The organism is Rubrivivax gelatinosus (assembly GCF_004340905.1).
GTDB lineage: Bacteria > Pseudomonadota > Gammaproteobacteria > Burkholderiales > Burkholderiaceae_C > Rubrivivax > Rubrivivax gelatinosus.
In genome coordinates, this window is the sequence record NZ_SLXD01000002.1 from 395593 (window position 1) to 407829 (window position 12237).

Genomic DNA, 12237 nt, shown 5'->3' on the forward strand with positions numbered 1-12237 from the left:
GCACGTGCCGGCGCCCTCGGGGCGCCGGCCTTTTTTCGCATGTCCGAGAAGCCTCCCGAGGTCGCGCCGGAGATCCCGCGCTTTCGTCCGCTGCCGCGACGGCGCCGGCTGCTGATCGTCGCGCTGGCGGTCGCGACCGCCTTCGCGGTGGTGTCGATGCTGCTGGATCCGCCCGGCCGCCCCGAGCACCCGCGCGACGCGCAGGTGCGCGAGTGCCCGAGCGGCCGCGGCGTCAACTGCGTCGGCGGCAAGGCCCAGGTGCTGCTGCTGGCACCCGACGCACCGAGCGCCGCCGCCTCCGCCGCACGCTGAGCCGCTGCGTGCTCCAGGTCACCGACAAGGGCGCCGTGCGGGTGTGCAATTCGGGCCTCGCCCTGCCCGACGCACGATGACCGAAAAGCGCCCTCCCCGCACCGCCTCCGTTCCCCAGGGACGCACACGCCGGCTGCTGCACTTCGGCCGCGCCGTCGGTGAGCTCGCCGCGGGGGCGGCCGCCGAGGGCCTGTCGCGGCTGGCGCGAGGCCAGGTCCCCAAGGCCTCGGCGATGATGCTGACGCCGGCCAACGCACGTCGGCTCGCGAACCGGCTGTCGCGGCTGCGCGGCGCTGCGATGAAGTTCGGCCAGCTGATGTCGATGGACGGCCACGGCGTGCTGCCGCCGCAGTTCACCGAGTTGCTGGGCACGCTGCGCGACCAGGCCCACGTGATGCCGGCCACGCAGCTCGCCGAGGTGCTGGAGCAGGAATACGGCGTCGGCTGGCACCGGCGCTTTCGCCAGTTCAGCTTCGAGCCGGTGGCCGCGGCCTCGATCGGGCAGGTGCACCGCGCGGTGACGCACGACGGCCGCGTGCTGGCGCTGAAGATCCAGTACCCCGGCGTGCGCGAGAGCATCGACAGCGACGTCGCCAACCTCGCGCTGCTGGCGAAGACGCCGGGGCTGGTGCCCTCGGGACTGGACCCGGCACCGCTGTTCGAACGTGTGCGCCGCGTGCTGCACCAGGAGACCGACTACGTCGCCGAGGCGCGCGCGCTCGAGGAGTACCGCGAACGGCTCGGTGACGACGAGCTCTTCGTCGTGCCCGAGGTCGACGCCGAGCACTCGACCGGGCGCATCCTGGCGACGAGTTTCCAGCCCGGCGACACGATCGACCACCTCGCCGCGCCGGGCGTGCCGCAGGCGCACCGCGACCGCGTCGCCGAGGCGCTGTGCCACCTCGTCGTGCGCGAGATCTTCGAGCTGCGCCTGGTGCAGACCGACCCGAACTTCGCGAACTACCTCTACGACCCCGAGACGCGCCGTGTCGCGCTGCTGGACTTCGGCGCGACCCAGGCGGTGAGCCTGCAGCGCGTCGAGCACCTGCGCGCCGTGGGCCGCGCGATGCGTGACCAGGACGTCGAGGCGATGACGCGCGCCGCGCGCCGCGCCGGCTTCATCGCCGAGACCGACCCGCCGGAGCAGGCGCGCGGCGTCGTCAGGCTGATCCTGACGATCGGCGAGCCGCTGACGCACGATGCGCCGTTCGACTTCGCGCGTTCGGACCTGTTCAAGCGCAGCTTCGAGGCCGGCCGCGAGCAGTTCTTCGGCGACGGCTTCTCGCACGCGCCGCCGCCGGACCTGGTGTTCCTGCAGCGCAAGATGGTCGGCGTCTTCATGCTGTGCACGCGGCTGAAGGCGCGCGTGAACCTGGCGCGCGTGTTCGGCGCCCAGCTCTAGCTCAGGCCGGGGAGCGCCGGCGCATGCCCAGCCACTCGTTGGCGGCCAGTGCCCCCAGCACCAGCAGGCCGCCGGCGAGCACCGCCGAGTCGGGCGCCTCGCCGGCGCCCAGCCAGGCCCAGCTGACGCCGAAGATCACCTCCAGCAGCCCGAGCAACGACATCTCGGCGGCCGGCAGCACGCGTGCGACGGCGACCGCGATCAGGCAGGGCACCGCCAGCTGCACCGAGCCCAGCAGCGCCAGCAGGCCGAGATCGTGGGCCGAGGCCTGGAAGGGCCAGGCCAGCGGCAGCGTCACCAGCGCCGACAGCGTCGCGCCGATCAGCACCGCCGGCAGCATGTCGGCGCCGGGGTCGTCGCGCCGGGACTGCAGCGTCGTCCAGTTGATCGCCGCGGCCACCGGCACCGCCAGCGCGACCAGCGTGCCGGCGAAGTGACGCGCGTCACCGGCGCTCAGGTGCTGGCCGTACATCCAGGCGATGCCGCCGCCGGCCACCGCGATCGCGCCCCAGGTGCGTGCCGGCAGCCGGTGCCCCAGCACGAAACGCGCGAGCAGCGCCGTGAACAGCGGCCCCAGCGCCATCGTCACCAGCACGTTGGCCACGGTGGTCAGCGTCAGGCCGACCATGAAGGCCGTGTACATGACGCTCCAGCACACGCCCGACAGCCAGATCGTGCGCCCGCCGCCGCGGATCGACCGCCACAGCACCGCCGGCCCGCGCAGCCACGACAGCAGCGCGATCAGTGCCAGCGCGTTGAAGGCGCTGCGCCAGAACGTGACCTCGAAACTGCGCGCCGCCTCCAGGTGGCGCGTGACGACGCCCGCGATGCTCCACATCAGCGTGGCGACGATCATCAGCAGCACGGCGTTGCGACGAGACACGGCAGAAGCAGAAGAGCGAATGCCCCACAGAGGCTCGCGCAGCGAGCCGGGCAACTATCTGGCTAGAGCCCGCCTCTCGGAGGGGGGCTGGGGGGAGCGGTGCGGAAGAGCGGAACGCGGGCGGCGCACGCGCCGCCAGCGTTCAGCTGCCTTCGCGCGAAGCACGCTTGCGGTCGTGCTCCTTCAGATGGCGCTTGCGGATCCGGATGCTCTTCGGGGTGATCTCGACCAGCTCGTCGTCCTCGATGAACTCGACCGCGTACTCCAGCGTCAGCTCGATCGGCGGCGTGATCTTGATCGCGTCTTCCTTGCCGCTGACGCGGAAGTTGGTCAGCTGCTTCTGGCGCACGGCGTTGACGACGAGGTCGTTGTCGCGGCTGTGGATGCCGACGATCATGCCTTCGTAGACCGGGTCGCCGGGCTTGACGAACATGCGGCCGCGGTCGTCGAGCTTGCCCAGCGCGTAGGTGACGATCTCGCCATCGTCCATGCTGATCAGCACGCCGTTCTTGCGCCCGGCGATCTCGCCCTTGTAGGCCTCGTAGCCGTCGAAGATGTTGCTGATCAGGCCGGTGCCGCGCGTCAGGTTCATGAACTCGTTGGAGAAGCCGATCAGCCCGCGCGCCGGGATGCGGTACTCCAGGCGCACACGCCCGCGGCCGTCGACTTCCATGTTGGCGAGTTCGCCCTTGCGCTCGCCCAGGGCCTGCATGACGCCGCCCTGGTGCTGGTCCTCGACGTCGACCGTCACCAGCTCGATCGGCTCCTGGCGCTCGCCACCGTCGTCGTGGAAGACGACGCGCGGCTTGCTGACGGCCAGCTCGTAGCCTTCGCGGCGCATGTTCTCCAGCAGGATCGTCAGGTGCAGTTCGCCGCGGCCGGAGACCTCGAAGATGCCGTCCTCGCCCGACTCCTTGACACGCAGCGCGACGTTGCTCTGCAGCTCCTTCTGCAGCCGGTCCCAGATCTGGCGGCTGGTGACGTACTTGCCTTCGCGGCCGGCCAAGGGGCTCGTGTTGACGCAGAAGTTCATCGTCAGCGTCGGCTCGTCGACGCGCAGCATCGGCAGCGGCTGGGGGTTCGCCGGATCGGTCAGCGTGGAGCCGATCGCGACGTCCTCGATGCCGTTGACGAGCACGATGTCGCCCGGGCCGGCCTGGTCGGCCATGACGCGGTTCAGGCCCTCGAAGGTCAGCACCTGGTTGATGCGGCCCTTGTAGGCGCGGCCGTCCGGGCCTTCCATCACCAGCACGTCCATCGCCGGCTTGAGCGTGCCGCTGTTGACGCGGCCGACGCCGATGCGGCCGACGAAGGTCGAGTAGTCCAGCGAGGAGATCTGCAGCTGCAGCGGCGCAGCCGGGTCACCTTCGTGCGGCGGCACGTGCTTGAGCACGGTCTCGAACAGCGGCGCCATGTCCGTGCCCCAGGCTTCGCCCGGCGCGCCTTCCTCCAGCGCCGCCCAGCCGTTCAGGCCCGAGGCGTAGACCACCGGGAAGTCGAGCTGGTCCTCGGTGGCGCCGAGCTTGTCGAACAGGTCGAACGCGGCGTTGATGACGTAGTCCGGGCGCGAGCCGGGCTTGTCGACCTTGTTGACGACGACGATCGGCTTCAAGCCCAGCGCCAGCGCCTTCTTCGTGACGAAGCGGGTCTGCGGCATCGGGCCTTCCTGGGCGTCGATCAGCAGCACGACCCCGTCGACCATCGACAGCGCACGCTCGACCTCGCCGCCGAAGTCGGCGTGCCCCGGGGTGTCGACGATGTTGATGTGCGTGCCCTGCCAGGTCACCGCGCAGTTCTTCGCGAGGATGGTGATGCCCCGCTCGCGTTCGATGTCGTTGCTGTCCATCACGCGCTCGGCGATCTTCTCGTTGTCGCGGAAGGTGCCGCTCTGGCGCAGGAGCTGGTCGACGAGCGTGGTCTTGCCGTGGTCGACGTGGGCGATGATGGCGATGTTGCGGATCTGTCGGGTCATGTCGTGGCCTCGTGCCCGTGGGCGGTCTGGGGCGTGGAGGTGGCGGTCTCGGGAATCGAGACCGGCGGGATGGGTTGGAGCTGCGCGGCCACCTCGACGGGGCTGAGCAGGCGGTCGGCGATCAGCTCCCCGCGGGTGATGTGCGCGCTGCCGAGGAAGGCGCGCGGGTCCGGGCCATAGACGCGCACGGCGCTCGCGTCGGCTTGCCCGGTGCGGCGGCGCTGCCCGGACAGGAAACGGCCGGCCTCGTCGTCGGCCAGCCGCAGGGCGGGCCAGTCGGCGAGCAGGCAGTCGATCGGCCGGATCAGCGCGTCGCGCTCCGCCGGCGTCAGGGTTTGCAGTTCGTCGATCGTCACCGCGCCGTCCAGCGTCAGCGCGCCGCTGGCGGTGCGGCGCAGCGCCGCCAGGTGCGCGCCGCAGCCCAGCGCACGGCCGATGTCCTCGGCCAGCGTGCGCACGTAGGTGCCCTTGGTGCAGAGCACGTCGAGCACCAGCGTCGGCGCGGTCCAGTCGAGCACCGCGAGGGAGCGGATCGTCACCCGGCGCGGCGTGCGCTCGACCTCGACGCCGGCACGCGCGTAGTCGTACAGCGCGCGGCCCTCGTGCTTCAGCGCCGAGTGCATCGGCGGCAGCTGGTCGATCTCGCCGGTGAAACGCGCCAGCACGGCGGCTATCGCGGCGCGGTCGCACTCGACCGGGCGTTCCTCGAGCACCTCGCCTTCGAGGTCGCCGGTGCTCGTCGTGCGGCCCAGGTGCAGCGTCGCGGTGTAGCGCTTGTCGGCGTCCAGGCTGGCCTGCGAGAACTTGGTCGCGGCGCCGAAACACAGCGGCAGCAGGCCGGTGGCCAGCGGGTCCAGCGTTCCGGTGTGGCCGCCCTTCTCCGCACGCAGGATGCCCTTGGCCTTCTGCAGCGCGTCGTTGCTCGTCCAGCCGATCGGCTTGTCGAGCAGCAGCACGCCGTGCAGGGCACGGCGCGGCTGGCGGGGCGGACGGGCGTTGCGCATCGCGGCGGCTCAGTCGTCCTTGGCCCGGGTGGCGTTGGCCTTGGTGATCAGCGCCGACAGGTCGGCCGCGCGTTCGGTCGTGCGGTCGAAATGGAAGTGCAGCGTCGGCACGGTGTGGATCGCCAGGCGCTTGAACAGGCCGTTGCGCAGGAAGCCGGCGGCTTCGTTGAGCGCCGTGGCGCTGTCCTCGGCACTGCCGACGAGCACCGAGAAATAGACCTGCGCATGCGCGTAGTCGGGCGAGACCTCGACGCTGTTGATCGTGACCATGCCGATGCGCGGGTCCTTCAGCTCGCGGATCAGCTCGGCCAGATCACGCTGGATCTGGTCGGCGACGCGGAAGCTGCGGTTGACGGGGGCTTTCTTGTGACGCATCGGGATGCTCCAAAAAACACGCGACCCCGCCAAGGCGGGGCCGCTCGAGATCAAGGTCGGCACGCTGCCGTCCGGCGCGGGGGCCGGGCGGCAGCCGGGGGACTCACAGGGTCCGGGCCACTTCCTTGACTTCGAAGACTTCGAGCTGGTCGCCTTCGCGGATGTCGTTGTAGTTCTTCAGCTTGATGCCGCACTCGAAGCCTTCCTTGACTTCGCGCACGTCGTCCTTCAGCCGCTTCAGCGACTCGATCTCGCCGGTGTAGACGACGACGTTCTCGCGCAGCAGGCGGAAGCGGGCGTTGCGGGTCACCTGGCCGGCGGTGATCATGCAGCCAGCCACCGTGCCGATCTTGCTGGCCACGAACACCTGGCGGATCTCGGCCATGCCGATGACTTCCTCGCGCTGCTCCGGCGCCAGCATGCCCGCCATCGCCGCCTTCACCTCGTCGACCGCGTCGTAGATGATGTTGTAGTAGCGGATGTCGACGCCGTTGCCCTCGGCCAGCTTGCGCGCGCCGGCATCGGCCCGCGTGTTGAAGCCGATGACCACCGCCTTCGAGGCGATCGCCAGGTTGACGTCGCTTTCGCTGATGCCGCCGACCGCGGCGTGCACGATCTGCACCTTGACCTCGGCCGTCGACAGCTTCTGCAGGCTCTGCGCCAGCGCTTCCTGCGAACCCTGCACGTCGGCCTTGATGATCAGCGGCAGGGTCTGCGCGGCGTCGCCGAGCTGGTCGAACATGTTCTCCAGCTTCGCGGCCTGCTGGCGCGCCAGCTTGACGTCGCGGTACTTGCCCTGGCGGAAGGTCGCGATCTCGCGCGCCCGGCGCTCGTCGGTCAGCACGATGAACTCGTCGCCGGCCTGCGGCACCTCGGTCAGGCCCTGGATCTCGACCGGCATCGACGGCCCCACCGATTCGGTGTTCTTGCCGTCCTCGTCGAGCATCGCGCGGACCCGGCCGTAGCTCGAGCCGGCGAGCACGACGTCGCCCTTCTTCAGCGTGCCGCTCTGCACCAGCACCGTGGCCACCGGGCCGCGGCCCTTGTCCAGGCGCGCTTCGATGACCAGGCCGCGGGCGGCGGCTTCCACCGGCGCCTTCAGCTCCAGCACCTCGGCCTGCAGCAGCACCTGCTCGAGCAGGTTGTCGATGCCCGTGCCGGCCTTGGCCGACACCGGGACGAACGGCGAGTCACCGCCGAAGTCCTCGGGCACGACGCCTTCGGCCACAAGCTCGCTCTTCACGCGCTCGAGGTTGGCATCGGGCTTGTCGATCTTGTTCAGCGCCACGACGATCGGCACCTGCGCCGCCTTGGCGTGCGAGATCGCTTCCTTGGTCTGCGGCATCACGCCGTCGTCGGCAGCCACGACCAGGATGACGATGTCGGTCGCCTTGGCGCCGCGGGCACGCATCGCGGTGAACGCCGCGTGGCCCGGGGTGTCGAGGAAGGTGACGACGCCGCGCGGCGTCTCGACGTGGTACGCGCCGATGTGCTGCGTGATGCCGCCGGCCTCGCCCGCCGCGACACGCGCCCGGCGGATGTAGTCCAGCAGCGAGGTCTTGCCGTGGTCGACGTGACCCATCACGGTGACGACCGGCGGACGCGGCAGCGCCTCGGCGGCGTTGTGCGCGGCGGTCTCTTCCTCGGTGAAGGCTTCCGGGTCGTCCAGCTTGGCAGCGAACGCCTTGTGGCCCATCTCCTCGACGAGGATCATGGCCGTTTCCTGGTCGAGCTGCTGGTTGATCGTGACCATCTGGCCCAGCTTCATCAGCTGCTTGATCAGCTCGCTCGCCTTGACGGACATCTTGTGCGCGAGGTCGGCGACGGAAATCGTCTCCGGCACGTGCACTTCCTGGATCTGCTGCTCGGGCGGCGGCGTGAAGTTGGAGCCGCCGTCGCGGTCGCCACGGCCACCGCGCATGCCGCCACGCGGCGCACGCCAGCCCGGTCGAGCGCCACCGGCGTCGCCGCGCGTCTTCAGCGCGGCACGCTTCTTGGCGGCGTCGTCAGCCCAGCTCGACGACAGCTTCTCGCTCTTGACCTGCTTCTTGTCGCCCGGCTTGGCGGCCGTCGACGACGGCGCGGCACCCGGGGCACCCGGCTTGGCGGCCGGCTTGTGGATCGTGCCCTTGATCGCTTCCTTGGCCGCTTCGGGCTTCGGCTCCTCGGGCTTCTTGGCCACGAGCGTCTTGCGCGGCTGGGCCATCATCGCGCGGATGGCGGCGGCTTCGGCCTCGGCGGCCTTGCGCTTGCGCTGCAGCTCGGCCTGGCGCGCGGTGTCCTCGGCGGCCTTGTCGGCAGCCTTGACGACACGCAGCACCGGCTTGGGCGGCTCGGCAGGCTTGGCCGGCTCGACCTTCGGCGGCTCGGCGGGCTTGGCCGCCTCGACCGGCTTGGCCGTCTCGGCCGGCTTCGCGGGCTCGCCGGACTTGGCCGACTGCGCCGCCTGCAGACGCGCGGCCTCCTCGGCAGCGGCCTTGGCGGCAGCTTCCGCCGCGGCCTTGGCGGCGGCTTCGGCGGCAGCCTTCTCGGCGGCTTCGGCGGCCGCCTTCGCGGCGGCCTCGGCGGCTTCACGCGCCAGACGCTCCTGCTCCTCGCGGCGGCGGCGCTGTTCGGCGAGCTCCTCTTCCTGGCGGCGCAGGGCTTCGGCCTCGGCGCGCGCTTCTTCCTCGCGGCGCTGCAGGTCGAGTTCCTCGGCCGACGGGCCGGCGGTCATCTCGCCGCCGGGGATGTCGTCACGCTTGACGAACACGCGCTTCTTGCGCACCTCGACCTGGATCGTGCGTGCCTTGCCGCTGGCATCGGCCTGCTTGATCTCGGTGGTCGACTTGCGCGTCAGCGTGATCTTCTTGCGCTCGGCGCCGCCAGTGCCGTGCGATGAACGCAGGAACTCGAGCAGACGCTCCTTGTCCGCATCGGTCAATGCGTCGTCGGGCGACTTCTTGGCGACGCCGGCCGACTGCAGCTGCTCCAGCAGCGCCGCCGTGGGGCGGTTGAGCTGGAGGGCGAACTGGGCGACGGTAGTCACGGCCATGTGGCGGTATTCCTCGGTTTTTTGCAGCGGGCGCGAGCGTTCAGCGGTCTGTCGTTCAGGCAGTGAACCAATGCTCGCGCGCCTTCATGATCAGGGCACGCGCCTGCGTTTCGTCGACGCCGGTCATCTCGACCAGCTCATCGACGGCCAGGTCGGCCAGGTCGTCGCGGGTGTTGACGCCGCCGTCGGACAGCTTGCCGATCAGCTCGGGCGTCAGGCCCTCGAGGTCGCGCAGATCCTGCGACACCTCGTCGACCTTCTCCTCGCGCTCGATCTCCATCGTCAGCAGCGCGTCCTTGGCACGGGTGCGCAGCTCCTGCACGGTGTCCTCGTCGAAGGACTCGATCTCGAGCATCTCCTGCAGCGGCACGTAGGCCACTTCCTCGAGGCTCGTGAAACCCTCGGCGATCAGGATGTCGGCGACTTCCTCGTCGACGTCGAGCTTCTCGACGAACACCTTGCGCACCGACTCGGTCTCGGTGGCCTGCTTGGCCTGCGATTCCTCGGCGGTCATGATGTTGATGCGCCAGCCGGTCAGCTCCGACGCCAGACGCACGTTCTGGCCGCCGCGGCCGATCGCGATCGCGAGGTTCTCCTCGTCGACGACGACGTCCATCGCGTGCCGTTCCTCGTCGACGACGATGCTCTGCACGTTGGCCGGCGCCAGCGCGCCGATGACGAACTGCGCCGGATCCTCGGACCACAGCACGATGTCGACACGCTCACCGGCGAGCTCGGTCGTCACGCCGTTGACGCGCGAGCCGCGCACGCCGACGCAGGTGCCGATCGGGTCGACGCGGCGGTCGTGGCTGACGACGGCGATCTTGGCGCGGCTGCCCGGGTCACGGGCGCAGCTCTTGATCTCCAGCAGGCCCTGCTCGATCTCGGGCACTTCCTGGCCGAAGAGCTCGACCATGAAGCCCGGCGCGCTGCGCGACAGCATGATCTGCGGGCCGCGCTGCGTCGGGTCGACGCCGAGGATGAAGGCCCGCACGCGGTCGCCCGAACGCAGGTTCTCCTTCGGGATCATCTCGCTGCGCTTGAGGCGCCCTTCGACACGGCCGGACTCGACGATGATGTCGCCCTTGTCCAGACGCTTGACGGTGCCGACGAAGATCTTGTCGCCACGCGCCAGGAAGTCGTTGAGCAGCTGCTCACGCTCGGCGTCGCGGATCTTCTGCAGGATGACCTGCTTGGCCGCCTGGGCGCCGATGCGGCCGATCGGCACCGACTCGACCGACTCCTCGATGTAGTCGTCGACCTCGATGTCGGCAATCTGCTCCTGGGCCTCGAACAGCAGCACCTCGGCATCCGCGTTCTGAAGCCCGGCCTCGTTGGGCACGACGTGCCAGCGGCGGTAGGTTTCGTATTCGCCGGTTTCCCGGTCGACCGCCACGCGGATGTCGACCTCGCCGCCGTGCAGCTTCTTCGTGGCCGAGGCCAGTGCGGCCTCGACCGCGCCGAAGACGACGTCGCGATCGACCGTCTTCTCGCGCGAGATGGCGTCCACCAGCATCAGCATTTCGCGATTCATCGCTCCAGACCTCCGTCTACCCCCGGCTCAGTGCCGGCCTTGCGGCCGCGCCGGCCTTTGAAATCCACCACCGGGACGAGCCGGGACTCGCGTACCTCGTCGAGCGAGAACGCCAGCACCTGCTCGGCCTTGCCGTCCTGGAAGACGAGGTTCCAGCCCTCGCCCTCCCCTTTGCCCAGGACACCCTTCCAATGCTTGCGACCCTGGAACGGCAGCCGCAGCGTGAGTTCGATCTCCTGGCCCGAGAAACGCTCGTAATCGGCGGCCCGGCGCAGCGGCCGGTCCAGCCCGGGCGACGAAACCTCCAGGCGCTCGTAGTCGACGTTCTCGACCTCGAGCACATACTGGAGCTGTCGCGTGACGGTCTCGCAATCCTCGACCGTGACGAACTCGCCTTCGATCGGGTACGCGTGGCCAGGGATGCGGTCGATCGTGACACGCAGCAGAGCGCGACCGGCGCGCTCGATCTCCACCAGGTCGTAACCCAACCCGGTGACCGTGCGCTCGATCGTGTCGCGCCAACTGGTGCGACGTTCGTCGCCCGCAGCGCCTGCCTTGTCTGCCGTGTCCGTTCCGCTCAAAAGTGCCCCGTGTCCTGTACCGGTTGCCCGCCCACCGCCGCCCGGTTCCCCGGATCGGCGCCGCCCGCGGGGCCGCCGAGGCGTCTTGCCTGCCGCCATCTCTTGAACCGGGGCCGCAGGCCGCGTTCTCGGCGGACATCGGAGTCCCCCGGCCAACGCGGCCACGACCCCGGGCAGAGGCGTTCGAGCAAAAAAAATGGGCTGGAAGAATCCGCCCACGCCAGCTTTCCCGGGAAAACGGCCATTATAGCCACGGGCCAAACCCTGAGCAAGGGCAGAACATCGGGCGCGCCGAGATGCCAAAATCCACGCCTTCCCCAAGAACGGAGTCACCATGGGTTTTCTTGCCGGCAAGCGCCTGCTCATCACCGGCCTGCTCTCGAACCGATCGATCGCCTACGGCGTGGCCCGCGCCTGCCGCGCACAAGGCGCCGAGCTCGCCTTCAGCTACGTCGGCGAGCGCTTCCGCGACCGGATCACCGAGTTCGCACACGAATTCGACTCGAAACTCGTCTTCGAATGCGACGTCGGCGACGACGTTCAGATCGAGACGATGTTCAAGCAGCTGGCCGAGCATTGGCCCCAGTTCGACGGTTTCGTGCACTCGATCGGCTACGCGCCGCGCGAGGCCATCGGCGGCGACTTCATCGAAGGCCTGTCGCGCGAGGCGTTCCGCATCGCCCACGACATCTCGGCCTACAGCTTCCCGGCGCTGGCCAAGGCCGCGCTGCCGATGCTCAAGCCCGACGCCGCGCTGCTGACGATGAGCTACCTGGGCGCGGTGCGCGCGGTGCCGAACTACAACACGATGGGCCTGGCCAAGGCCTCGCTGGAGGCCAGCGTGCGCTACCTCGCGGCCAGCCTGGGCCCGCGCGGCATCCGCGTCAACGGCATCTCCGCCGGCCCGATCAAGACGCTGGCGGCCAGCGGCGTGAAGGACTTCGGCAAGCTGCTCGGCCTGGTGGCCGGCAGCGCGCCGCTGGGCCGCAACGTGACGATCGACGAGGTCGGCAACGTCGCCGCCTTCCTGCTGTCGAACCTGGCCTCGGGCATCACCGCCGAGATCACCTACGTCGACGGCGGCTTCAGCCAGGCGATGGTGCGCGGCGAGGAGTGAGCACCGGCGGCATCGCCGCCTTG

The 12237-nt window shown here is 69.9% G+C and carries 10 protein-coding genes; 3 read left to right on the plus strand and 7 right to left on the minus strand.

Annotation, left to right across the window (positions count from 1 at the left end; all coding sequences use genetic code 11):
• The first annotated feature begins 39 nt into the window (after window positions 1–39).
• Together EV684_RS04990 and EV684_RS04995 are read left to right on the plus strand one after the other, a co-directional pair.
• Window positions 40–312 carry a hypothetical protein gene (locus EV684_RS04990; RefSeq protein WP_132645097.1) on the plus strand — a complete coding sequence of 91 codons (273 nt, stop codon included), beginning with the start codon at window positions 40–42 and terminating at the stop codon, window positions 310–312.
• Between the two features lie 76 nt (window positions 313–388).
• Window positions 389–1714: an ABC1 kinase family protein gene (locus EV684_RS04995; RefSeq protein ID WP_132645098.1), complete on the plus strand. Its 1326-nt coding sequence runs from the start codon at window positions 389–391 to the stop codon at window positions 1712–1714.
• A 1-nt stretch (window position 1715) separates the two neighbouring features.
• On the opposite strand, the gene EV684_RS05000 is transcribed toward EV684_RS04995, so the two are convergent.
• From EV684_RS05000 to rimP, 7 genes are all read right to left on the minus strand, one after another.
• Window positions 1716–2597, minus strand: a complete 882-nt coding sequence (locus tag EV684_RS05000; RefSeq protein WP_243651046.1) for a DMT family transporter — start codon at window positions 2595–2597, stop codon at window positions 1716–1718.
• A gap of 142 nt (window positions 2598–2739) precedes the next feature.
• Window positions 2740–4569 (minus strand): translational GTPase TypA, encoded by a 1830-nt coding sequence (gene typA, locus EV684_RS05005; RefSeq protein ID WP_132645099.1) that lies wholly within the window; start codon window positions 4567–4569, stop codon window positions 2740–2742.
• On the minus strand, window positions 4566–5573 hold the full coding sequence (truB, locus tag EV684_RS05010) for a tRNA pseudouridine(55) synthase TruB (RefSeq protein ID WP_132645100.1): 1008 nt from the start codon (window positions 5571–5573) through the stop codon (window positions 4566–4568). Before truB ends, typA begins: the two co-directional genes overlap by 4 nt.
• 9 nt (window positions 5574–5582) lie before the next feature.
• A complete protein-coding gene (gene rbfA / locus EV684_RS05015; protein ID WP_132645101.1) occupies window positions 5583–5948 on the minus strand; it encodes a 30S ribosome-binding factor RbfA in 366 nt (121 codons plus the stop codon).
• A 103-nt stretch (window positions 5949–6051) separates the two neighbouring features.
• The gene (gene infB / locus EV684_RS05020) at window positions 6052–8982 is read right to left on the minus strand and encodes a translation initiation factor IF-2 (protein WP_132645102.1); all 2931 of its coding nucleotides are present in this window, start codon (window positions 8980–8982) and stop codon (window positions 6052–6054) included.
• Between the two features lie 55 nt (window positions 8983–9037).
• A complete protein-coding gene (gene nusA / locus EV684_RS05025; protein ID WP_132645103.1) occupies window positions 9038–10516 on the minus strand; it encodes a transcription termination factor NusA in 1479 nt (492 codons plus the stop codon).
• Entirely contained in the window at window positions 10513–11025 is a 513-nt protein-coding gene (gene rimP, locus EV684_RS05030; RefSeq protein ID WP_165908405.1) for a ribosome maturation factor RimP, read from the minus strand. The genes nusA and rimP overlap by 4 nt, the downstream gene beginning before the upstream one ends.
• Before the next feature lie 406 nt (window positions 11026–11431).
• Here rimP and fabI point away from each other — a divergent pair, with 406 nt between their 5' ends.
• Window positions 11432–12214: an enoyl-ACP reductase FabI gene (fabI, locus tag EV684_RS05035; RefSeq protein WP_132645105.1), complete on the plus strand. Its 783-nt coding sequence runs from the start codon at window positions 11432–11434 to the stop codon at window positions 12212–12214.
• Window positions 12215–12237 lie beyond the last annotated feature (23 nt).